The organism is Dorea amylophila (assembly GCF_025567265.1).
Classification (GTDB): domain Bacteria; phylum Bacillota; class Clostridia; order Lachnospirales; family Lachnospiraceae; genus Dorea_A; species Dorea_A amylophila.
Map to the genome: position 1 here is coordinate 94,063 of NZ_JAOQJW010000012.1, position 22,528 is coordinate 116,590.

Consider the following 22,528-nt stretch of genomic DNA (forward strand, 5'->3'; position numbering starts at 1 on the left):
AATGAAAGAATGGAACGAAAGATAACGATAGAAGAACATGTATTATATAAAGAGGACTATCAGATGAAGATGCTGAAAGCCAATTCACCGGAAGGATTCCTTAAGGTGGCAGGAAGAGGCATGAATGGCAGCAGTTATTATGATTATGATGTAAGCGGAAAGATATCTATGCAGGCAATGTATACAAGAGCAAAGTTAAAGGCGGAGGATATACGGCAATTTATGTACCAATTTGGGAATGTGCTGAAAGAAACCGGAAAATATCTGCTGGATATCCACTGTATTCTACTGGAACCGGAATATATATTTTATGAGGAAGGGCAATTCTTTTTCTGCTATTATCCGCCGGCAACGCAGAATCTATGGGAGAAATTCCATGTGCTGACAGAGTACATGGTGAAAGTTGCGGATTACGAGGAAGAAGAATGTGTCCGGCTGGCATTTTTGCTGCATAAGGGAACAATGGAAGAAAATTACAGTCTGGAGAAACTAATCGCAGAATGTGGGGAAAGAGAAGAAAAAGATATGGAAAAACCAGTAAGAAAAACAATGATAGATGAACTGCTGGAAGAAAAAAGAGAGCGGACATCTTATTACGATACGGAAGAACATGACTGGATTACGGAACAGGAGATGGGAAGCTCGATCATGCGTGAGACAGATAATTTGTGGATCCCGGTAAAGCGTTTCCTGAATAAACATAAAAAAACAAAATGGGGAGAATGGGACGGACTGCATATTGAAGAAGAGGAATTGTAATATTTAAGTAATCTATGTTATACTGATAAAGACAGAAAATGAATAGATTGAAAGGTAACGGACGATAGAAGATGAATAAGAACACAATAAAAGCACCATGTACTGTATTACTGGCAGTTGTGAATGTAATAGTCTTTCTGGTACTGTCATTTCAGGGAATGACGGAGGATGGAAGATTCATGTTACAGCATGGGGCAATGTATGTTCCATATCTGATAAAGAACGGAGAGTATTACCGGCTGTTTACGAGTATGTTTCTCCACTTCGGATACGATCATCTTTTCAATAATATGGTTGTGCTTGTAGCGATGGGGTGGAATCTGGAACTTGAGATAGGAAAGATAAAGTTCCTCATCGTATATTTTGTAAGCGGCCTTGCAGGGAATATCCTGTCTGCATGGTGGGACATACTGACAGGAAGTATGGCAGTATCGGCAGGCGCATCCGGTGCAATCTTCGGAATTATCGGTGCACTTCTGTATGTGGCGATCCGTAACCGGGGAAGGATAGGAGAGATATCCGGCAAAGGATTAGTGTTTATGGTTGTGCTGACATTATATTATGGATTTACCAGTGGCGGCGTAGACAATATGGCACACATCGGAGGCCTGGCAGCCGGTTTTCTGATGGGAGTATTACTGTACCGGAAGCGTAAGGATAAACGTGGTTCCGTTATGTAAGACGGAGTTAAGCGTGACCGTTCCATGATGTGCCTGGATGATCCGGCGGGTGATTGCAAGTCCAAGACCGGTCCCGTCCGGTTTGTGAGTGACAAATGGCTCGAAGATAGTCTCCTGATCTTCGGGAGCGATACCGCAACCGTTGTCCCTGACCTCGATATGCAGAGAATCTGTCTGGAGACTGACAGAGAATGTAATGACCGGCTTCTGGGAATCAGGAGCCTTTTTGTTCAGTGCATCGCAGGCATTACGAAGAAGATTCAGAACTGCCTGACGGAGCTTTACGGTATCTGCAGATATTTCCGGGAGATCCTCGGGAATACGGGAAACAAATTCGATATCTGTATCAACAATAGAAGCAGCGAAGGATAAAGCAATCCTGCGGAAATATGTGCTTGCACTTACCGGGGTAAGTTCCAGACGTTCTCCGTTATTGTAAGAAGACAGATCCTCCAGGAGAAATTTCATGTATTCGATATCCTGATGCAGTTCCGTCCAATGGGAAAATGTAAGGACTTCCGGATGTTGTGATTCGATAAGCTGGAGTGTACTGTAAACCAGTGTCAGAGGATTACGGATCTCGTGACTTATGGTACTGATCTCCATCTGATGAGAGGTTAAAAGCCGGTTTATAAGTGCTTCGTTTTCAGGATTTTCCTGCATAATCTGTTGTAATTTGTCATGGTCTGTCGATGATAACATAATAATTACCGCCCCTTTCTGAGGTATCAGTTTAGCATTGGCGGTTTAAATAATCAATCATAAATTTTAAAAGAAAGAAGGATAAGATTATGAAGGATGAGAATTGTATTTTTTGTAAACTGGCGAATGGAGACATTCCGACAGCGACTGTGTATGAGGATGAAGATTTCCGTGTGATCCTGGATGCCAATCCGGCAGCAAAAGGACACGCACTGATCCTGCCAAAAGAGCATTATGCCAATCTGTATGAGATTGATGATGAACTTGCAGGAAAATCAATGATCCTTGCGAAGAAAATGATCACAAAGCTCACAAAAGCACTGGGCTGCGATGGCTACAATATTGTCCAGAACAACGGTGAAGCTGCCGGACAGACAGTATTTCATTATCATGTACACATGATCCCGAGACATAAAGATGACAAAGTCGGACTTGGATGGACGATGCATGAGTTGACAGAAGAAGAAAAAGAAGATGTTTTATCAAAGATTAAGTAGATAAAAGGTAGGAGCGTAAAGTGGGAAGAGAGTTTACAGGGGAAAGTGCCTTTGTGGATGCATATAGCGAATACTTTGACGTTGTATACAGGGAGGCACTCAGATACTCTGGAAACCATCACGTAGCAGAAGAAATTGCGCAGGATGCCTTCTTCATGGCATATGTACAGAATGGAAATGAATCCAAGCAGCAGATCAAAGCATGGATGCTGATGCTTGCAAAGTACAGAGCCATGAATTATATAAGAGACCATAAACGCGAAGTGTCGTTAGAGGAAATAACGATGTCGGAAGAGAAATATCCGGACGCTCTGGTTGATGACAGTTCAGAAGAGTATGTGATAGCGATGCTCAAGGAACAAGGTTTCCGCAAACTCGGAATTGATATATTCCGGGAACTGTATCAGAAAAAGGCCAGATGGTATCAGGCAGTGACACTTGTATATTATGTAGATATGCCGCAGAAGGAAGCCGCTAAGCAGATGGGCGTTACATTATATGCATTGGAAGGTATGCTGAAAAGAGCAAGAAAATGGATGATAAAAAGGTACAAAGATGAGTATGACCGCTTACACAATACATAAAAAACAGGTGGAAGTACAACCACCTGTTTTTTATGTATTACAGAGATAAATGCAGATCAGTGTCTGACAACGGATTCGATCAGATCGATAATGGTATCGATGGAATTCTGCTGAGGAGAATTTTTCATTGCCTGAATGTACGTCTCACGGTTCTGATAAAGGTCCGTGATTGCTTTCAGAAGGACATCATGATTCAGTTCCTCTTCTTCAAGAACAACACTGTATCCCTGACGTTCGAAAGAACGGGCGTTCAGGATCTGGTCACCACGACTTGCATTTGCAGAAAGTGGAATCAGAAGATTCGGTTTGTGCAGTGCAAGAAGTTCGCAGATCGCATTGGCTCCGGCTCTTGAAATAACAAGATCTGTCAGAGCGAAGAGGTCCTTCAGTTCGTCTTTGATATATTCGAACTGAGCATAACCTTCCAGGTCTTTCAAAGATTCATCAATTTTGCCCTTGCCACAGAGATGAACTACCTGGAAAGACTGAAGCAATTCAGGAAGGACACTGCGGACAGCATCGTTGACGGCAACAGAACCAAGACTTCCGCCAACGACCATGATCACTGGTTTGTCCTGAGTGAAGTGCAGAAATTCCAATGCCTTATATTTATCACCGGATAACAGTTCCTGACGAATCGGAGAGCCTGTGAGAACAGCCTTTCCGGCAGGAAGATGCTCGATGGTTTCCGGGAAGTTACAGCAGATTTTTGATGCCGATGGCATGGAAATCTTATTAGCAAGTCCCGGTGTCATGTCAGACTCATGGATAATGGTCGGAACATGACGGCTTTTACCGGCAAGAACAACAGGAACGGATACGAAGCCTCCTTTGGAGAAGATTACATCAGGATGAAGGATCTTCACAAGTTTTTTGGCTTCGCCGAGTCCTTTGATCACACGGAACGGATCCGTAAAGTTCTGTACGCTGAAGTAGCGGCGGAGTTTACCGGTTGAGATCCCGTGATACGGAATACCGAACTGTTCAATCAGTTCTTTTTCAATTCCATTATAAGAACCTATATAGTGAATATCATAGTTTAATTCTTTCAGGCGTGGCAGAAGAGCAATGTTAGGTGTAACATGCCCGGCAGTACCGCCACCGGTTAAGATAATACGTTTCATAATTACCTCCAGACTTGAATATGTATTATTCTTGCATACATCAAATATAATAAAGATTATATCTATATTATACTTTCTGAAAGAAATAGGTCAAGTGGCAAAACTATGGAGAAATTTACAGACCAGTCAAAAATTTGAGGGTAGCAAAATGAATGATAAGAAAGACGAATTTAAAGAATGCATTGCCAGAGAATTTGAAGAGATTGCCAGAGAGGAAGAAGAATTTCTGGAAAATGACACCAGTCTTGTCGTGCCTGAAGGGACAAAGGAAGCTGTCCTCGCAAGAGTAAGAGAACAGATTCGTGCATATGAGATGGAGCAGACCAGGAAAGAAACAGAAGAAAGAGAAGAAGCAATCAACCATCTCTCTGAAGAAGATCGCGAGGCTCTGGAGCTGGGACGCAAGATGCTGAAGGTAGGGATTGGACAAAATGATCCGGAGGAACCTTCCGGAAAGAAAGTCCGCCGTAAAAAGAAGCCTTTGAAAATGTATCTCGCACTGGCAGCAGTTATTGTCTGTGTGCTGGCAATGGGGATCACCAGTATGGGAGGTCCGGAGAGGATTGTGCGGATGATGACGCAGAATGTTGGGGATAGAGAGGTTGATCAAGTAGATTCAAATCATGCAGATAAAGAGAATAAGGTCATAGAAGGAGAAGATGAGGAAAAGGCATATCAGGAGATAAGAGATGCTTTTGGTACAGAGGTGGTTAAATTAGCTATATGTTTAAATAATATGAAATTTGATACAATAAATTTAGATGAAGATAAGCAAATCGCAGAGATGTATTATACATACAACGAAAAGACCATTGCCTATTTTATAAATATTCCATACAGAGATAACTCCTGGGGAGTTGATTTCGAAGATCCTATTGAAAAAAAATATACTAAAAAAATAGAGGATTGTTCAATTGAAGTTACAATTTATAAATTAAAAGAAAGTAAAAAATCAAGTTGCGTTGCAAAATTTAAATATGACAATATAGAATATTTATTGACGGGGACAATGAAACAGCAGGAATTTGAAAAAATATTAAACAATTTAATTTTTCTAAAATAAAAGCGACAGTTTTTGAAAAATTATGTGTATTAATATATGAGGGCAGAAAAAAGTATGAATGGAGGTGAGATATGAAGAAGAAAATCGTGTCTGTATGTCTGACCGCAATGCTGGTCGGAGGATTGTCGATGACATCCATGCAGGAGGCGAGAGCCGCAGAGGGTAAAGTGATAGACGGTTCGGAGTTAACGCATGAGGAAGAGTCGATAGGGTATGATACGAAGATTACCAGAGGTGAAGACTTATTAACCGGTTATTCCAAGTGTACAAAGCTTGGTGATGGAAAAATCTATGCAGGTGGAACAACAGTTGCAAGACAGGTGGTTAAAAGTGTACAGATAGCTGTTCTTGTAGAACGTGCCAAAGAAGAAGACACAGAATGGTCATATTATGATAATTGGAAGAAAGAAAATAAGAATACCAACAGAGCTATGTCCAACAGAACGCTTTACGTTGAAGGCGGCTATTATTACCGTGTCCGTTGCACACATGTTGCTAACAGTGATATGAGCAGTTCCTTCACCAACGGTGTCTATGTAGAGTAACCAAATCCTCAAAAAGCATAGAAGGATAAGAACATAAGACTAAAAAAAGAAGAGCAAAACAAAAAGATTACAAATCAAAAGATGAAGAGATTAAAGTAAAGAAGTGGACGGAAAAACCAGAAACCATGCGGACCATGACAGTCAAACAGTAGTTGGGATAAAGTGAAGATTACAGCTGAATGAAACAGGTAAAACAGACAAAGCAAACCATAAGGTAATGTATATAAAAAAGAAGACAACAATAAAAAAACCATAAATAAATTCATTAATAAGTAAGTGCACAATATGTAGGAGCGAATAATAATTAGAAAATACAATGAAAGAAACAATGTAACTATTAATAATTATTTATTCGTAACCAGTCAACGGAAGTTTTGACGAGGGAAAAGCAGGGTGTGAAAAAAAAAGAGAAAAAAATACCAAAATTAAAAAATCACCAAAATGAAAAAGGATACAAGTCTCCCGGTCGGGGGACGAGTATCCTTTTTTGTCTGCGTTATTCAGATCAGCCGCTGGCCTATTATTCGCCAAGTGCCTGTCTCAAAGCTTTGGATAACTGGTCAGGACAAGATGTCGGTCTTTCACCACATCTGGTTCCTTCCAGGCGCTTGATGACTTCGTGTGCATCCATTCCTTTAACAAGGCTGCTGATTCCGGATGTGTTACCGGCACATCCGCCTACGAATTCTACGTTAGCAATTTTATCTCCGTCAAGTTCTACGTGAATGAGACGAGAACAGACTCCGGTTGGTTTGTAATCCATATCTATTACCTCCTGATAATGTTCTTGCATAGTTTTACATGATTCGGTATCAACAGACAGAAAATCTGTTGACTGTCATACTTCCCGATTATAACAGAAAACCGTCAAATTATCCATACATTTCGTCGGTTGAAATCCATTTTCCTATCGTCTATAATAAGGCATAGGTAAATTCGTGAAACACAGGAGGATATAAATATATGATAGGTATTATCGGCGCAATGGAAGAAGAAGTTGCAGAACTGAAGAAAGATATGCAGATCGAAGAGACCGTGGAGATGGCAGGTATGGTATTCTGCAAGGGAACACTCGGCGGAAAAGATGTTGTAATCGTAAGAAGCGGAATCGGTAAGGTCAATGCAGGAATCTGTGCACAGATTCTGGTGAGTCAATTCGGAGCAGATACATTGATCAATACCGGTATTGCCGGCTCGCTTGATGCACAGATTGATATTGGTGACATGGTCATTTCCACGGATGCACTGCATCATGATATGGATGCGACTGTATTCGGTGATCCGGCAGGACAGATTCCGAGAATGGATACATTGTCATTCCCGGCAGACAAGGAGCTTGTGAAGAAGGCGGTAGCAGCGAATGAAAAAGCGAACCCGGATATTCATACATTTACAGGAAGAGTGGCGAGCGGGGACCAGTTCATTTCCGATAAGGAAGTGAAAGAAAGAATCGTGTCATTATTCCACCCGATGTGTGTAGAGATGGAAGGTGCCGGAATCGCACAGGCCGCTTACCTGAACAAAGTTTCGTATGTCATTATCCGTGCTATTTCGGATAAAGCCGACAACAGTGCGACAATGGACTATCCGACATTCGAAAAGAAAGCAATCGCCCACAGTGTAAGGCTTATGAAAGAATTGCTTCCGATGATCTAAGATAACGGGATGACCTGCGCAGTACAGAATGTTACAGGATATGCACGAAAGTGACAGAAAGCAGCATTTCCCGTGCAGAATAGGAAGAACGAAATAAAGCGCCCTTCTCTTTGATATACAGTATAATGCATATCAAAAAGGAGGGCTATTATTATGCTGGAAATGTTATTGGACAAGAAGTTGTTATTTGTGCTTATGGGGATGCTGACCGGACTTGGAGTGGCAGACAAGTGTATCGTGAGTATGACGATGAAACGTATGATAGAGGCGGCGGGAAGTATGAGCAAAAGCAATCATCCGTTGATGCGCCTGGTCCGGGCGAAATTCGAACATGCATGTATGATCAGTGACACGGTGGAAAATGTAGGGGTATTTGTGGATAAATATCTGTACGAATACAAAGTATGTGGATTACGTCTGCATTCGCTCCGGAGACTGGAAAAGATGTGTTCCGGTCTTCTGATCGTAACCGGACTTGCGGGAGCGGGAATTACCTGTCAGGTCTATGGAATGGGAGACGAAGCGTTGCGGATGGGTGCTGCCGGCTGCGGACTCGGAATCCTGGTGTGGCTGTTCCACCTGACAACGGACGAGAATTACTGTATGGAGATGGCGAAGAATTACATGGTTGATTATCTGGAAAATGTATGTCTCCGTAAGTATGAAAAGATGAATCAGAAGGAGCGGACCGTGCGTGTAAACATAGAAAACGGACCGGCGGAAGAGGAAATACAGAAGGATAAAATACAAAAAGACGAAATACAAAAGGATGAGATACAAAGGGATGAAGTACAGGAGACGGAAGCCGGAACAGAAGAGACACCTGCCCCGGTACCGGATCACAGTGTAGTCCATATGCAGCGTGAGAACAGACGGAGAGAACGGACTCAAAATACCGCAAAAAATCTGGCAAAAGCATCGGCAGGACTTGCCGGTATGGACGGAAGTAAAAGCCCGGAAGCGGAAGAACAGAAAGATGCACCGGAGGAGCTTGCAAAGGACGAGATGATACGCCAGATTCTGCGGGAGTTTATGGCTTGATAATATAATGTTATTTTGTTAAAATATATGCATGTATAATATATTTGATAAACTAAAGAATTACAGCGATTCCGACTATTACGCATTCCATATGCCGGGCCATAAAAGGAATCTGGATCTGATGGATGGAACCTCTCCGTACAGGATCGATATTACAGAGATCGATGGCTTTGATGACCTGCATCATGCAGAAGGGATTTTGAAAGAAGCGCAGGAAAGAGCGGCAGAGGTGTACCATGCGGATGAGACACATTTTCTTGTTAACGGAAGTACCGTCGGAATCTTAAGTGCAATATTAGGAACAACTGAAAAAGGCGATTCCATACTTGTGGCAAGAAATTGTCACAAGTCTGTGTATCATGCGATATATCTGAATGAACTGGATCCGGTCTATCTTTATCCAAAGTTTGATACAGAACTGGGACTGAGCACAGAGATCGATGCAGAAGATGTGCAGAAAGCACTGGAAGAACATCCAAAGATCCGTGCGGTGATGATCGTATCACCGACCTATGACGGCGTGGTGTCGGACATCGAAAAGATTGCAGAGATTGTACATGAAGCGGGATGCCTGCTGATCGTAGATGAAGCACATGGAGCACATTTTGGATTTGATCCGTATTTCCCGGAGAGTGCGAATATGTATGGCGCAGATCTTGTGATCAACAGTCTTCATAAGACACTTCCGGCCCTGACGCAGACAGCGTTGCTGCATGTGAACGGGGAGCGGGTGAACCGCAGGAAAGTAAAGCGGTATCTGGATATGCTGCAGACGAGCAGTCCGTCGTACATACTGATGGCAAGTATCGATGCGTGTATTCATCTGCTGGAAGAGACACAACTGCAGAAGTGCAGTATTTTCAAAGAATATGCGGCACATATCGATACCCTGCGGGAAGAATTGAAGAAACTGAAGTATCTGAAGATTATCCGGACGGAGAATACAGACAGATATGACAGGTCTAAATTTGTGATTTCTGTAAAGCATGCCCCGATGTCCAGTCATGAATTGTATGAGAGACTGCTTCGTGATTATCACTTGCAGATGGAGATGCTTGCCGGAACCTATGTCCTGGCAATGACGACGGTAGGGGATACGCAGGAAGGGTTGGACAGATTGCGGGATGCATTGCTTGCAATTGATGCTGAGATTGATACAAAGTTAAAGTCAGGATCCGGACAGGAAGATGCCGGGCAGGAGCAGAAACCGATGCAAATGACCGACACGGATCTCCCGCTTTCCGGAAGACAGCCGTCACTGGAAAAGGTGTGGACGATCGCGAAGGCAGTGAAGTGCAGAGATAAGATGCAGAACCAGAACCACCAGAAGGATTCAGAAGACATTCTGTATTTGGTGAACCCAGGCAAGATGGAAAAACGAAATTTCAAGGACAGCGCCGGATGCATTTCCCTGGAATATGCGTACCTCTATCCGCCGGGAAGTCCGCTGATCGTTCCGGGAGAACGCATTACGCAGGAAGCGGTGGAGATTCTCTGCTGGTATCAGGAACACGATTTTTCAATTGAAGGACTGCAATCAGAAGATAGCATAGAGGTATGGATAGATGGGTAAGATATTTTACATGATGGGAAAGAGTTCTTCCGGTAAGGATACGGTCTATAAAGAGATCAGAAAAGAGCTTCCCGAGCTGAAGACGCTGACATTATATACGACCAGACCGATGCGGGAAGGTGAAAAAGACGGCGTGGAATATTATTTTGTTTCGAATGAAATATTAGAACAGTATGGAGAAGAAGGCAAAATAATTGAACTTCGTACCTATCAGACCGTGTATGGTGACTGGAAATATGCTACAATAGATGATGGACAGATTCATCTGACCGGGTCTGATTATCTGATGATCGGTACGCTGGAATCTTATATGAAGATGAAAGCGTATTATGGACAGGAGAATCTGGTTCCGCTTTATATTGAAGTGGAAGACGGGGAACGCCTGATGCGTGCGATCGCAAGAGAGCGGCAGCAGGAACATCCGGGATACGAAGAAGTCTGCAGAAGATTTCTGGCAGATCAGAAGGATTTCTCAGAAGAGAATCTTGCGGCAGCAGGAATTACAAGAAGATATCAGAATGACGATAAAGTACGATGTAAGGAAGAGATAGTAGAGGTAATACGAGATGGGAAGCTTTAAAGATGTGGTTGGTCACAAAGACATATTAAAATATATCAGTAGCGCAGTGGAGAATAACAGAGTGTCGCATGCGTATATTCTGAATGGAGAGAGAGGTTCCGGTAAGAGGATGCTTGCGAATCTGTTCGCAACGACTCTTTTGTGTGAGAGCGGGAACAGTGAACCTTGCGGGAAATGTCATTCCTGCAGGCAGGCAGAGAGCGGAAACCATCCGGATATTATCCGCGTAACACATGAGAAGCCGAACAGCATCAGTGTAGATGATATCCGTACACAGGTGAACAATACCGTGGATATCAAGCCGTATCAGGGACCATACAAAGTATATATTATCCCTCAGGCAGATCTGATGACACCGCAGGCACAAAATGCAATTCTGAAGACGATCGAGGAGCCGCCGGCATATGCGGTATTTTTACTGCTGACGGAGAATGCAGAGATGTTACTTCCGACGATCAACTCCAGATGTGTTATGCTGAAGCTGCGTAACATCAAAGATACACTGATCAGAAAGTATCTGATGGAGAATCTGGAGATACCGGATTACAAAGCAGATATGTGTACCGCATTTGCCCAGGGAAATGTGGGACGCGCGATCATGCTGGCGAATTCGGAGCATTTTAATGAGATCAGAGAGGAAGCGGTACAGCTCCTGAAGCATATCCATGATATGGAACTGAGTGAGATTGTTGCTGCGGTTAAGAATATATCTGTATATAAATTAGAGATCACGGATTATCTGGATATTATCATGATCTGGTACAGAGATGTCTTACTGTATAAAGCAACAAAAGAGATTGACAAGGTCGTATTCAAAGACCAGTTACAGAGTATAAAAGAACAGGCGAGAAAAAGCTCTTATGAAGGAATTGAACTGATCCTGGAGAGCCTTGAGAAAGCGAAAGCCAGACTGAAAGCGAATGTTAACTTTGATCTGGTTATGGAGCTTTTGTTCCTGACCATAAAGGAGAACTAATCATATGACGAAGGTAATAGGCGTTAGATTCAGAACCGCCGGAAAGATCTATTTCTTTTCGCCGGGAAAACTGGAGGTAGAGACGGGCGATAAGGTTATCGTTGAGACTGCAAGAGGAGTGGAATTTGGTTCTGTAGTCACCGGACCGAAGGAAGTGGAAGACGATAAGATCACACAGCCGTTAAAATCCGTGATCCGTCTTGCAACAGACGAAGATAAGAAAAAAGAAGAAAAGAACAAAGAAAAAGAAAAAGAAGCATTCAAGATCTGCCTGGAGAAGATCCATAAGCACGGGCTGGAGATGAAGCTGATCGATGCAGAATATACATTTGACAATAATAAGGTGCTGTTCTATTTTACTGCAGACGGACGAATCGATTTCCGCGAGCTGGTAAAGGATCTGGCAAGTGTATTCCGTACAAGAATCGAGTTAAGACAGATCGGTGTGCGTGATGAGACGAAGATCCGCGGAGGGATCGGAATCTGTGGCAGACCACTTTGCTGTCATACGTATCTATCCGAGTTCGCACCGGTATCGATCAAGATGGCAAAAGAGCAGAACCTTTCATTGAATCCGACGAAGATCTCGGGTGTCTGCGGAAGACTGATGTGCTGTCTGACGAATGAAGAGGAGACATACGAAGAACTGAACAGCCATCTTCCGGCAAATGGTGATCATGTCACAACACCGGAAGGCTTAAGAGGAGATGTCCAGTCTGTTAACGTACTCCGTCAGCTGGTGAAGGTTGTTGTAACATTGGATAATGACGAGAAAGAGATCCGTGAGTATCCGGCAGCAGAACTGAGATTCAAGCCGAGACGTAAGAAGAAAGACGTAAGACTTTCCAAAGAAGAGATGAAGGAACTGAAGGCGTTAGAAGAAAAGAACGGAGCGTCAAAGTTAAATGATGACTAAATTACTTCCGAATGAAAGACTGGATGACCTGCAGATCAGAGGATACGAGATCATCCAGAGTCCGGGACGGTTCTGTTTTGGAATGGATGCGGTGCTTTTGTCCGCATTTGCAAATGTGAAAAAGCACGAAAAAGCACTGGATCTCGGAACAGGAACGGGGATTCTTCCGATCCTTCTGGAAGCTAAATATCCGGGCCTGCATTATACAGGGCTGGAGATCCAGGAGGAGAGCGCAGATATGGCAAGGCGCAGCGTCAGCCATAACGGACTGGAAGAGAGGATCGACATTGTAACGGGAGATATCAAGGAGGCAGCATCCATATTCGGAGCCGCCTCTTTTGGAGTTATTACGACCAATCCCCCGTACATGATCGGAGACCACGGACTGAAGAATCAGAATACAGCATTGTATATTGCCAGACATGAGGCACTCTGCACGCTGGATGATATATTAAGAGAAAGTGCGAAACTATTGAAGGTCAAAGGAAGGTTCTACATGGTCCACAGGCCATTCCGGCTTCCGGAGATCATGACAAAGATGTGCGCATATGGAATCGAGCCAAAGCGTATGCGGCTGGTATATCCGCATATAGACAAAGAACCGAACATGGTTCTGATCGAGGGTATGAAAGGCGGAAATCCGAGAATGCAGGTGGAGCCGCCACTGATCGTATATCAGAAGGATGGAAGTTATACAGAAGAACTGCTTGAGATGTACGGGATGAACAAGAGCGAGCATAAGATGGAGGAGTAAGAGATGGCAGGAACATTGTACTTATGTGCGACACCGATAGGAAATCTGGAAGATATGACCTTCCGGGCGGTGCGGATTTTGAAAGAAGCAGATCTGATCGCGGCAGAAGATACCAGGAACAGTATCAAGCTTCTGAATCATTTTGAGATTAAGACACCGATGAGCAGCTATCATGAATATAATAAGATTGAAAAAGGACACAAACTTGTAGAACGCCTGCAGAATGGTGAAGATATTGCAGTGATCACCGATGCAGGTATGCCGGGAATCTCTGATCCGGGAGAAGAACTGGTAAAGATGTGCCAGGAGGCCGGGATCACGGTTACAGCTGTTCCGGGAGCCTGCGCATGTGTGACGGCGCTTACGATATCTGGGCTTGGAACGAGAAGATTCGCATTTGAAGCATTTCTTCCGACGGATAAGAAGGAGAGACAGGCTGTCTTGAATGAACTGAAAGATGAGACAAGAACAATGGTGATCTACGAAGCACCGCACAGACTGGTCCGCACGTTGAAGACGCTTCGGGAGACGCTTGGCAACAGACGCATCAGTATCTGCCGGGAACTGACGAAGAAGCATGAGACGGTATTTGCCACAAAGATAGAAGACGCACTGGCATATTATGACGTACAGGAGCCGAAGGGAGAATGCGTCATGGTGATCGAAGGAAAAAGCAGGGAAGAGATCCGGAGTGAAGAAAAAGCCAGATGGGAAGAGATGAGCATGGAAGAGCATATGGAACTCTATCTTGGACAGGGCATGGATAAGAAAGCTGCGATGAAACAGGTGGCAAAGGACAGAGGTATAGGGAAAAGAGACGTCTATCAGGCACTGTTACAGACACCTTGACCTTAAATAACGTTCCGTTCGTCAACTTGTATAGAAAATGAAAAAAAGATTGTTCAACTTGGGTATTACCCAGGTTGAACTTTTTTTATATACTTTTTATCAGAACGAAACAGGTAACAAAATGAAATAAAACGATTATAAATCAGGAGGATTATAACAATGGCAAGTTTATCATTAAAACACATTAACAAAACTTATCCAAATGGATTTGAAGCAGTAAAAGATTTCAACCTTGAGATTGAAGATAAAGAATTTATCATTTTCGTAGGACCATCCGGATGTGGTAAATCTACAACACTCCGTATGATCGCCGGTCTGGAAGATATTACTTCCGGAGAACTGAAGATCGGGGACAAAGTAGTAAATGACGTAGAGCCAAAAGACAGAGATATCGCAATGGTATTCCAGAACTACGCTCTGTATCCACATATGACAGTATATGACAACATGGCATTTGGTCTGAAGTTAAGAAAAGTACCAAAGGACCAGATCGACAAAATGGTTCGTGAGGCAGCTAAGATCCTGGATCTGGAACCACTGCTTGACCGTAAACCAAAAGCTCTTTCCGGTGGACAGAGACAGCGTGTTGCTATGGGACGTGCGATCGTTCGTGATCCAAAGGTATTCCTTATGGACGAGCCTCTTTCAAACTTGGATGCAAAACTCCGTGGACAGATGCGTATCGAGATTTCTAAACTGCACCAGAGATTAGGTACAACCATCATCTATGTAACACATGACCAGACAGAAGCTATGACACTGGGAACCAGAATCGTAGTTATGAACGCAGGTATTGTTCAGCAGGTAGATACACCACAGACTCTGTACGATTATCCATGCAACCAGTTCGTTGCCGGATTCATCGGATCACCACAGATGAACTTTGTTGATGCGAAATGTAAAGTAGTCGGAAATAAAGTATACCTGGTAGCAGGACCTTCAGAGATCGAGCTTCCACCGGCAAAAGCTAAGAAGCTGATCGATGGCGGATATGAAGGAAAGACAGTTGTTCTCGGAATCCGTCCGGAAGACGTGCACGATGAGCAGATGTTCATCGAAGCTTCTCCAAATACAGTAATCGAAGCAAAGATCCGTGTATATGAGATGCTCGGTGCAGAAGTATTCTTATACTTCGATTATGAAGGATCAAGCATGACAGCAAGAGTGGATCCTAGAACAACAGCAAGAACAGGTGATACTGTTAAATTTGCTCTGGATGCTGAGAAGATCCATATCTTTGATAAAGAGACACAGGTTACAATCACAAACTAGTCTGTAATGAAGGCTTGATATAAGAGCCACAATTATCGTAAAAAACAGATGAATATAAGAGGACCGGGCGTAAGAAAGCGTCCGGTCTTTTCGTTTTTTTCGCAGACAATAAAATTTTGCTTTGTTAAAGCATGATTATCTGCTATAATGTATTCGTAATGCAGTTCGTTAGCGTGCTAAAATGTATACAAGTATGCAAAAGAACACGAAGAACAGCATTGCGGATAGGAAATGGAGGACAATGCGTGTTATCAAATCAGATATTACACAAAACAGCACAGGATATCAGGGAGATTACAGGATTTGACTGTGCAATATGGGATATGCAGGGATTCTGTCTCGTAAGGACGAATGAGACTCTGACCGGGTATGAGATCCAGATTCAGGATTTCCGTGATGACGAAGAAGAACCGGAAGAGATGATCTTAGATGAGATGGGAATGTTCCGCATCTATGAAGACAGTGATCCGGTATATGTATTGATGCTGCATGGAAATGCAGACGGCATGGAACTGGCAGGACGTATGGGAGCCAGTCAGCTTCGGAATCTTCTTTATGTATACAAAGAACGGATGGATAAGAACCGGTTTATTCAGAATCTGCTTCTGGATAATCTGCTTCTGGTTGATATCTATAATCAAGCAAAGAAGATGAAGATTCCGGCAGAACTCAAGAGAGTCGTATTCGTGATCGAACCGAAGAATGAAGGAGATGTCCTGGTACAGGAAACTCTGAAAGGTCTGTATGCGACGGGAACAAAGGATTTCGTAACGGCAATTGATGAAAAACATATTATTCTTGTGAAGTCACTGCAGTCTACCGATAGCTATCCGCAGGTAGAACAGATCGCCAAAGAGCTGGTCACGACGCTGAATATGGAAGCCATGGTAAGTGTAAGAGCGGCATATGGAACAATTGTAGAAGAATTAAAGGATGTATCCAGATCATACAAAGAAGCAGATATGGCTTTGGAAGTCGGAAGAGTGTTTTATACAGAGAAGAAGATCCTTGCATACAATGAACTCGGAATCGGACGGCTGATCCATCAGCTTCCGGCATCACTCTGCGAGATGTTCCTGAATGAAGTATTCGAAGATGGCAAGGCCGATATTTTCGAAGAAGAAGAACTGACGACTGTTTATACATTCTTCGATAATAACCTGAATATATCAGAGACGGCAAGGCGTCTGTATGTGCACAGAAATACACTGGTGTACCGTCTGGAGAAGATTCAGAAGAAAACAGGACTGGATGTGCGTGTATTTGACGATGCACTGACATTCAAGATTGCCATGATGGTAGCAGATCATATGAAATATATGAAAGAATAATCAGGTTAGCAGATGTCTGGACTCAGACATTTTAATATATTCATAATACGATAGTAGGAGGACAAAACATGCTGAAATTATATGACAAGGGAGTCTATTTACTGAATGGAACAGAGATTGTGGAAGAAAAAGAAGCAGTTGCTGCAAAGACAGGTAAAGATGTGACTCCACAGGAAGCTGCAAAGAATACAATGGCATATAACATTCTGGCAGCGCATAACACCTCGGGAAATATGGAGCGTCTGCAGATCAAATTCGATAAGCTGACATCTCATGACATTACATTCGTTGGAATTATTCAGACAGCCAGGGCTTCAGGGCTTGAAAAATTTCCGATCCCTTATGTACTTACGAACTGTCATAACTCTCTTTGTGCAGTCGGAGGAACGATCAACGAAGATGATCACATGTTCGGTCTCACCTGCGCGAAAAAATATGGCGGAGTCTATGTACCGCCTCATCAGGCAGTCATCCACCAGTTTGCCCGTGAGATGCTGGCTGGCGGCGGTAAGATGATCTTAGGATCAGACAGCCACACACGTTATGGTGCACTTGGAACCATGGCTATGGGAGAAGGCGGACCGGAGCTTGTAAAACAGCTTCTGAATAAGACATATGATATTAAGATGCCGGGGGTAGTCGGAATCTACTTAGATGGCGAGCCGATGAAAGGTGTCGGACCACAGGACGTGGCACTTGCAATCATCGGTGCGACATTCGGCAATGGCTATGTTAACAATAAAGTGATGGAATTCGTAGGACCTGGTGTGAGTAAGTTAAGTGCGGACTTCCGTATCGGTATCGATGTTATGACGACAGAGACGACCTGTCTGTCATCCATCTGGAAGACCGATGATAAGATCAAAGAATTCTATGACATTCATGGAAGAAGTGAAGATTACAAAGAACTCAACCCGGGAGATGTTGCTTACTATGACGGTATGGTATACGTGAACTTAAGCGAGATCAAACCAATGATCGCAATGCCATTCCATCCGTCTAATGTATACACGATCGATGAAGTGAGAACCAACTTAAAAGACATCCTTCATGATGTAGAACAGAAAGCACTGGTAAGTCTCGACGGAGCAGTTGACTATTCTCTGCAGGATAAGATTGTAAATGGGCAGCTATATGTGGATCAGGGAATCATCGCAGGATGTGCCGGCGGCGGATTTGAAAATATCTGTGCAGCAGCAGATATCATCAAAGGACATTATATCGGTTCCGATGAGTTTACATTCAGTGTATATCCTGCAAGTACACCGATCTACATGGAACTTGTGAAGAACGGAGCAGTTGCTGACCTTATGGAAGCAGGAACGATCGTGAAGACGGCATTCTGCGGACCATGCTTCGGTGCCGGAGATACCCCTGCAAACAACGCATTCTCGATCCGTCACTCAACCAGAAACTTCCCGAACCGTGAAGGATCCAAACTTCAGAGCGGACAGATCGCATCGGTTGCACTTATGGATGCACGTTCCATCGCAGCAACAGCAGCGAATAAGGGATTCCTTACACCTGCAACTGACCTGGATGTGGAATATAAAGGACAGACTTATCATTTTGATAAGAACATTTATGCGAACCGTGTCTTCGACAGCCATGGTGTAGCAGATCCATCGGTAGAGATCAAGTTCGGACCAAATATCAAAGACTGGCCTGCAATGGCAGCACTTCCGGAAAACTTACTTCTGAAAGTGGTATCTGAGATCCATGATCCGGTCACCACAACAGATGAACTGATTCCATCCGGTGAGACCTCTTCTTACAGATCCAACCCTCTGGGACTTGCAGAATTTGCATTGTCCAGAAAAGATCCTGCTTATGTAGGCCGTGCGAAGGAAGTACAGAAAGCTGAAAAAGCAATTGAAGCAGGACAGTGTCCGTTAGAAGTATTAGATGAACTGAAACCGGTTATGGATAAGATCCACGAGACATATCCGGAGACAGGAAAAGGTAATCTCGGAATCGGAAGCACGATCTTTGCAGTAAAACCGGGAGATGGTTCTGCAAGAGAGCAGGCAGCATCCTGTCAGAAGGTACTCGGCGGCTGGGCAAATATTGCGAACGAATATGCAACCAAGAGATATCGTTCGAACCTGATCAACTGGGGTATGCTTCCATTTATCACGGAGGAAGATCACGAGAACTTAAGCTTCCGTAACGGCGACTATATCTTCGTGCCAGAGATCAGAAAAGCAGTGGAAGATAAGAATGCCGAGATCAAGGCTTATGTGGTTGGAGATTCTCTGAAAGAGATCACGCTGAAGCTTGGTGATATGACCGATGCGGAAAGAGAGATCATCCTGAAAGGATGTCTGATCAATTATTACAGAGGATAATATGTTTTATTTTTAGTACCGTTTTGTTTTGGAAAATTTTGATCTGACATTCGGACTTATGTATACAGCAGGAAATCACGGATTTCCTGCTGTTTTTCCTTATACGGAGATGTAGACACTGCCGAAATAAGGAAAGTTCTTGTATAATATGATAAAATACCTGCAACAATGTGAGCGGGAAAAGACTCTTATCTATATAGGATTTATAATAATTACCGGAAGATTAAAAACAGTGATAAAAGATTCATATCTGAGGGAGGTTACGATATGATATGCAGTGTAAAAAGGTTCTCGGAAATGTATGAAACAGTTTACCGTGATCTGTACCATTACGCACTGTGCCTGATGAAGAATCCACAGGAAGCGGAGGATGCAGTGAGCGAGGCGGTTGTTGCGGCATACGAGAACATACATAAATTAAAAAAAGAAGAAGCATTCCGCAGCTGGATATTTACAATTCTGACGAATAAATGTAAGAAGAGATTGAAGAAGGCATTAAAAGAAGAGCCGGGAAGAGAGGAAGAACTTCCGGAACAGCCGGTTGTACCGGATTATGATCTGGCAATGGACGTCAAGAAAGCATTCTTCGTGTTATCGGAAGAAGAACAGATATTAGTCGGATTATCCGTATTCGGCGGGTATTGCAGTCAGGAGATCGGGGAAATGATGCGGCTGAATCCGAACACGGTACGATCGAAGCGGAGCCGGGCACTTAAAAAGATGGAATGTGTGCTGGGCAGTTACGGAGAAACAGAGCATGGAAGAAAGGAGTGAGAAGTGTATGCGGCGTGAGAATGAACATGAAAAAAAGCAGAACGGATACTGCGAACAGGATATGGTGGATCAGATTGCACGATTGTCAGAAAACACAGAGGTACCGGACAGTCTGAGACCGGAAAATATAGAACGGTTACTAAAAGGGAAAAAGCAGAAGAAACATTTTCATTCATACCGGATCGGACTTGCAGCAGCCTGTGTAGCAGTTGTGACGGGAATCATAGTGTGGCAGTATGGAAGCCTGCATCATGAAATGACAGACTCTAAAAGGATGTCAGCAGGTAATGCAGAAAGGAAGATCAGCGGCAGCAGGAAGATCAGGATAGCCGAAAGTTATGATGAAATCTATAAATATATCAAACGGTCGCAAGGTAACGAAGGAATTGCAATGTATGCAAGAAGTGGAAATGAGACATCGGCAGCAGCGGATACAGGCAGTGGGAATGAGACATCAGCGGCAGCAATGGACGCAGATGGCGGGTATTCGCAAACCAATGTCCGGCAGTCCGGTGTAGATGAAGGAGATATTGCAAAAACAGATGGAACGTATCTGTATGTACGGGAAGATAATGGCCGGACGATCGACATCATAGATGCCGGGAAAGGGCAGTTGGAAAAATACAATGAGATTACTTTGGAAAAAGAATATACGATCCAGGAATTTTATATAGATACAGACCGGAAGAAACTGGTGGCGGTATGTCAGAAAGAATGTACAGATGCAGACAATAAAAAGCAGGTCGGTACAGCTGTCCGGCAACAGACAAAAACTGCGGCAGTCACCTATGACATCAGTGATATCAAAAAGCCGGTAAAAGAAGGTGAAGTAACACAGAGCGGTACTTACAATTCATCGCGCATGGCAGACGGATACCTGTATCTGTTCAGTGAGTATTATACAGGAAGTAATGTGGTTAAAGATAAACCGATCACTTATGTACCGATGGTGAATGACAAAGCAATGAGCCAAAGCAGTATCTGCCTGCCTCCGGAAAACTGTGGAATGATGTACGAAGTGATCAGTTCCGTGGATATCAGTAAACCGGATGAAACGGCAGATCATAAAGCGATTCTATCTGAAGGCGGTCAGATGTATGTCAGCAAAAAAAATATTTACTATTATGAATCAGGGTGGCAGCAGGATAATCAGACTGTGACAACACTTAGAAAAATTTCTTATAATAAGGGGAAATTAAAGGCAGCAGCACAGGGAAAAGTAAAAGGTTATCTGAATGATACCTTTTCGCTGGATGAATACAAGGGCAATTTAAGATTATTCACGACAAATAATGACGAAAATCTGGTGACGATACTGGATAAGAAACTGGATAAGATCAGTACCATCGAAAATCTGGCAAAAGGCGAAACCATCTATTCTGCAAGGTTCATGGGCGAATCCGGATATTTTGTGACATATGAGCAGGTCGATCCGTTATTCAGTGTAGACCTGTCCGATCCGGAGAAGCCAAAGATTCTCGGTAAATTAAAGATTCCGGGATTTTCCGAATACCTGCATTTCTATGGAGAAGACAGACTGCTCGGTATCGGAATGTCAACCGATGAAGAATCCGGCGTGGCAGAAGGAGTAAAAATAACAATGTTCAATATATCTGACCGGTCAGATGTAAAAGAGGAATCTACACTTGTGCTGGATGATCTGTACGGAAGCCATGCGGCATATGATTATAAATCGGTGCTTGCCGATCCGGAGAAAAACGTAATCGGATTATCCGGTTACAGCCAGAATGGGGAAAGCTATTATCTGCTGACATACAACCGGACAGACAGGAAATTTGAGACAATCCTGCAAGAAGAAGTCAATGGAAATACATCTCAGGGAATCCGGGGAATCTATATAGAAGATACGCTGTATGTGATCAGCGGAAATATTATTGAAGCTTATGATATGAATACGGGTGTGAAAAGCGGAGATATCATATTATAAATTTAAATTGGGATTTAATTTATTAACTGGGAAGCGGCCTCTCGGTCCTTGAAGGAAACAATAGATAAGGCTTCTTGTTCAGGTTCCATACCATAAGAAACACTAAGAGAGCCAGAATCACCTAAAAGCAAAGGAACTACGCTCAAACTCGGCGTTCGCCTCAAACACGTTCGCTTCGTTCCTTTAACGGTGATTCTGACTCTCTAACTATTTCTAATGGCATTCCACATTCACAATAATCCTTATCTATTGTTTCTTTCAAGTCGTGACTGGCAGCGAATGTTAATAAATAAAATGCCCGGAAGTCTAACCCGGTGGAGGCCACTACGGTTACGCAATTGCTGTTTAATTCTTAAGGCATTTGATACACACGGAATAAAACTTGGAAAGGCGTTCCAGTGAATGTGAAAGAGGCGTTGGTAATTCTTAAGGGGCAAAATTCTGCGTTGGGTTTTCAAAATTTGACTGTCTGAGGCGTATGCCGAGTTTCAAATTTTGAAAGCCTGCTTTTAGCAGAATTTTACCCCTTTAGAATTGACCCGCCGATGGAACCTGA

The 22,528-nt window shown here is 43.3% G+C and carries 22 protein-coding genes; 19 read left to right on the forward strand and 3 right to left on the reverse strand.

Annotated elements, in window-relative coordinates; genetic code table 11:
• Nucleotides 1-9: 9 nt before the first annotated feature.
• Together OCV72_RS09125 and OCV72_RS09130 are read left to right on the forward strand one after the other, a co-directional pair.
• A complete protein-coding gene (locus tag OCV72_RS09125) occupies nt 10-759 on the forward strand; it encodes a DUF6382 domain-containing protein (protein WP_055283384.1) in 750 nt (249 codons plus the stop codon).
• A 71-nt stretch (nt 760-830) separates the two neighbouring features.
• Nucleotides 831-1,439 carry a rhomboid family intramembrane serine protease gene (locus OCV72_RS09130; RefSeq protein ID WP_028087038.1) on the forward strand — a complete coding sequence of 203 codons (609 nt, stop codon included), beginning with the start codon at nt 831-833 and terminating at the stop codon, nt 1,437-1,439.
• On the opposite strand, the gene OCV72_RS09135 is transcribed toward OCV72_RS09130, so the two are convergent.
• Entirely contained in the window at nt 1,395-2,141 is a 747-nt protein-coding gene (locus OCV72_RS09135) for a sensor histidine kinase (RefSeq protein WP_055283333.1), read from the reverse strand. The genes OCV72_RS09130 and OCV72_RS09135 overlap by 45 nt on opposite strands.
• Nucleotides 2,142-2,227: 86 nt before the next feature.
• Between OCV72_RS09135 and OCV72_RS09140 the strand changes: the two genes are divergently transcribed.
• Nucleotides 2,228-2,638 (forward strand): HIT family protein, encoded by a 411-nt coding sequence (locus OCV72_RS09140; protein WP_262568955.1) that lies wholly within the window; start codon nt 2,228-2,230, stop codon nt 2,636-2,638.
• Between the two features lie 20 nt (nt 2,639-2,658).
• Entirely contained in the window at nt 2,659-3,222 is a 564-nt protein-coding gene (locus OCV72_RS09145; protein WP_055283337.1) for an RNA polymerase sigma factor, read from the forward strand.
• A gap of 56 nt (nt 3,223-3,278) precedes the next feature.
• On the opposite strand, the gene OCV72_RS09150 is transcribed toward OCV72_RS09145, so the two are convergent.
• Nucleotides 3,279-4,346, reverse strand: a complete 1,068-nt coding sequence (locus OCV72_RS09150; protein WP_055283340.1) for an undecaprenyldiphospho-muramoylpentapeptide beta-N-acetylglucosaminyltransferase — start codon at nt 4,344-4,346, stop codon at nt 3,279-3,281.
• A gap of 148 nt (nt 4,347-4,494) precedes the next feature.
• On the opposite strand from OCV72_RS09150, the gene OCV72_RS09155 reads away from it, so the two are divergent.
• Both OCV72_RS09155 and OCV72_RS09160 read left to right on the forward strand, forming a co-directional pair.
• On the forward strand, nt 4,495-5,409 hold the full coding sequence (locus OCV72_RS09155; protein WP_055283342.1) for a DUF4367 domain-containing protein: 915 nt from the start codon (nt 4,495-4,497) through the stop codon (nt 5,407-5,409).
• A 71-nt stretch (nt 5,410-5,480) separates the two neighbouring features.
• Nucleotides 5,481-5,954: a DUF6147 family protein gene (locus OCV72_RS09160; RefSeq protein ID WP_055283344.1), complete on the forward strand. Its 474-nt coding sequence runs from the start codon at nt 5,481-5,483 to the stop codon at nt 5,952-5,954.
• A 520-nt stretch (nt 5,955-6,474) separates the two neighbouring features.
• Here the strand turns inward: OCV72_RS09160 and OCV72_RS09165 are convergent.
• Nucleotides 6,475-6,717, reverse strand: coding sequence for a TIGR03905 family TSCPD domain-containing protein (locus OCV72_RS09165; RefSeq protein ID WP_028087031.1), 243 nt, complete (start codon nt 6,715-6,717; stop codon nt 6,475-6,477).
• Nucleotides 6,718-6,917: 200 nt separating this feature from the next.
• Between OCV72_RS09165 and OCV72_RS09170 the strand changes: the two genes are divergently transcribed.
• From OCV72_RS09170 to OCV72_RS09230, 13 genes are all read left to right on the forward strand, one after another.
• Entirely contained in the window at nt 6,918-7,610 is a 693-nt protein-coding gene (locus OCV72_RS09170; protein WP_055283346.1) for a 5'-methylthioadenosine/adenosylhomocysteine nucleosidase, read from the forward strand.
• Between the two features lie 153 nt (nt 7,611-7,763).
• The gene (locus OCV72_RS09175; protein WP_055283347.1) at nt 7,764-8,651 is read left to right on the forward strand and encodes a hypothetical protein; all 888 of its coding nucleotides are present in this window, start codon (nt 7,764-7,766) and stop codon (nt 8,649-8,651) included.
• Between the two features lie 31 nt (nt 8,652-8,682).
• Entirely contained in the window at nt 8,683-10,224 is a 1,542-nt protein-coding gene (locus tag OCV72_RS09180; RefSeq protein WP_055283350.1) for an aminotransferase class I/II-fold pyridoxal phosphate-dependent enzyme, read from the forward strand.
• Nucleotides 10,217-10,804 (forward strand): nucleoside/nucleotide kinase family protein, encoded by a 588-nt coding sequence (locus OCV72_RS09185; protein WP_055283352.1) that lies wholly within the window; start codon nt 10,217-10,219, stop codon nt 10,802-10,804. Before OCV72_RS09180 ends, OCV72_RS09185 begins: the two co-directional genes overlap by 8 nt.
• On the forward strand, nt 10,791-11,780 hold the full coding sequence (gene holB, locus OCV72_RS09190) for a DNA polymerase III subunit delta' (protein WP_055283354.1): 990 nt from the start codon (nt 10,791-10,793) through the stop codon (nt 11,778-11,780). Before OCV72_RS09185 ends, holB begins: the two co-directional genes overlap by 14 nt.
• Before the next feature lie 4 nt (nt 11,781-11,784).
• Entirely contained in the window at nt 11,785-12,696 is a 912-nt protein-coding gene (locus OCV72_RS09195; protein ID WP_055283355.1) for a PSP1 domain-containing protein, read from the forward strand.
• On the forward strand, nt 12,686-13,450 hold the full coding sequence (locus OCV72_RS09200) for a tRNA1(Val) (adenine(37)-N6)-methyltransferase (RefSeq protein ID WP_028087024.1): 765 nt from the start codon (nt 12,686-12,688) through the stop codon (nt 13,448-13,450). The genes OCV72_RS09195 and OCV72_RS09200 overlap by 11 nt, the downstream gene beginning before the upstream one ends.
• 3 nt (nt 13,451-13,453) lie before the next feature.
• Nucleotides 13,454-14,299, forward strand: a complete 846-nt coding sequence (gene rsmI, locus OCV72_RS09205; RefSeq protein WP_055283357.1) for a 16S rRNA (cytidine(1402)-2'-O)-methyltransferase — start codon at nt 13,454-13,456, stop codon at nt 14,297-14,299.
• Nucleotides 14,300-14,458: 159 nt separating this feature from the next.
• Entirely contained in the window at nt 14,459-15,571 is a 1,113-nt protein-coding gene (locus OCV72_RS09210; protein WP_028087022.1) for an ABC transporter ATP-binding protein, read from the forward strand.
• A 245-nt stretch (nt 15,572-15,816) separates the two neighbouring features.
• The gene (locus OCV72_RS09215) at nt 15,817-16,902 is read left to right on the forward strand and encodes a PucR family transcriptional regulator (protein ID WP_055283360.1); all 1,086 of its coding nucleotides are present in this window, start codon (nt 15,817-15,819) and stop codon (nt 16,900-16,902) included.
• A 68-nt stretch (nt 16,903-16,970) separates the two neighbouring features.
• On the forward strand, nt 16,971-19,250 hold the full coding sequence (locus OCV72_RS09220) for a hydratase (RefSeq protein ID WP_055283363.1): 2,280 nt from the start codon (nt 16,971-16,973) through the stop codon (nt 19,248-19,250).
• A 267-nt stretch (nt 19,251-19,517) separates the two neighbouring features.
• The gene (locus OCV72_RS09225) at nt 19,518-20,024 is read left to right on the forward strand and encodes an RNA polymerase sigma factor (RefSeq protein ID WP_055283365.1); all 507 of its coding nucleotides are present in this window, start codon (nt 19,518-19,520) and stop codon (nt 20,022-20,024) included.
• On the forward strand, nt 20,008-21,972 hold the full coding sequence (locus tag OCV72_RS09230) for a beta-propeller domain-containing protein (RefSeq protein ID WP_055283367.1): 1,965 nt from the start codon (nt 20,008-20,010) through the stop codon (nt 21,970-21,972). Before OCV72_RS09225 ends, OCV72_RS09230 begins: the two co-directional genes overlap by 17 nt.
• Nucleotides 21,973-22,528 lie beyond the last annotated feature (556 nt).

Excerpts from the sequence above, each read along its gene's own strand:
- OCV72_RS09160 (WP_055283344.1), top strand. The coding sequence starts at position 5,481 with ATGAAGAAGAAAATCGTGTCTGTATGTCTGACCGCAATGCTGGTCGGA.
- OCV72_RS09200 (WP_028087024.1), top strand. The coding sequence starts at position 12,686 with ATGATGACTAAATTACTTCCGAATGAAAGACTGGATGACCTGCAGATC.
- OCV72_RS09180 (WP_055283350.1), top strand. The coding sequence starts at position 8,683 with ATGTATAATATATTTGATAAACTAAAGAATTACAGCGATTCCGACTAT.
- holB (WP_055283354.1), top strand. The coding sequence starts at position 10,791 with ATGGGAAGCTTTAAAGATGTGGTTGGTCACAAAGACATATTAAAATAT.
- OCV72_RS09210 (WP_028087022.1), top strand. The coding sequence starts at position 14,459 with ATGGCAAGTTTATCATTAAAACACATTAACAAAACTTATCCAAATGGA.
- OCV72_RS09170 (WP_055283346.1), top strand. The coding sequence starts at position 6,918 with ATGATAGGTATTATCGGCGCAATGGAAGAAGAAGTTGCAGAACTGAAG.
- OCV72_RS09195 (WP_055283355.1), top strand. The coding sequence starts at position 11,785 with ATGACGAAGGTAATAGGCGTTAGATTCAGAACCGCCGGAAAGATCTAT.
- OCV72_RS09165 (WP_028087031.1), bottom strand. The coding sequence starts at position 6,717 with ATGGATTACAAACCAACCGGAGTCTGTTCTCGTCTCATTCACGTAGAA.
- OCV72_RS09155 (WP_055283342.1), top strand. The coding sequence starts at position 4,495 with ATGAATGATAAGAAAGACGAATTTAAAGAATGCATTGCCAGAGAATTT.
- OCV72_RS09225 (WP_055283365.1), top strand. The coding sequence starts at position 19,518 with ATGATATGCAGTGTAAAAAGGTTCTCGGAAATGTATGAAACAGTTTAC.
- OCV72_RS09230 (WP_055283367.1), top strand. The coding sequence starts at position 20,008 with ATGGAAGAAAGGAGTGAGAAGTGTATGCGGCGTGAGAATGAACATGAA.
- OCV72_RS09135 (WP_055283333.1), bottom strand. The coding sequence starts at position 2,141 with ATGTTATCATCGACAGACCATGACAAATTACAACAGATTATGCAGGAA.
- OCV72_RS09130 (WP_028087038.1), top strand. The coding sequence starts at position 831 with ATGAATAAGAACACAATAAAAGCACCATGTACTGTATTACTGGCAGTT.
- OCV72_RS09185 (WP_055283352.1), top strand. The coding sequence starts at position 10,217 with ATGGGTAAGATATTTTACATGATGGGAAAGAGTTCTTCCGGTAAGGAT.
- OCV72_RS09175 (WP_055283347.1), top strand. The coding sequence starts at position 7,764 with ATGCTGGAAATGTTATTGGACAAGAAGTTGTTATTTGTGCTTATGGGG.
- OCV72_RS09220 (WP_055283363.1), top strand. The coding sequence starts at position 16,971 with ATGCTGAAATTATATGACAAGGGAGTCTATTTACTGAATGGAACAGAG.
- OCV72_RS09125 (WP_055283384.1), top strand. The coding sequence starts at position 10 with ATGGAACGAAAGATAACGATAGAAGAACATGTATTATATAAAGAGGAC.
- OCV72_RS09150 (WP_055283340.1), bottom strand. The coding sequence starts at position 4,346 with ATGAAACGTATTATCTTAACCGGTGGCGGTACTGCCGGGCATGTTACA.
- rsmI (WP_055283357.1), top strand. The coding sequence starts at position 13,454 with ATGGCAGGAACATTGTACTTATGTGCGACACCGATAGGAAATCTGGAA.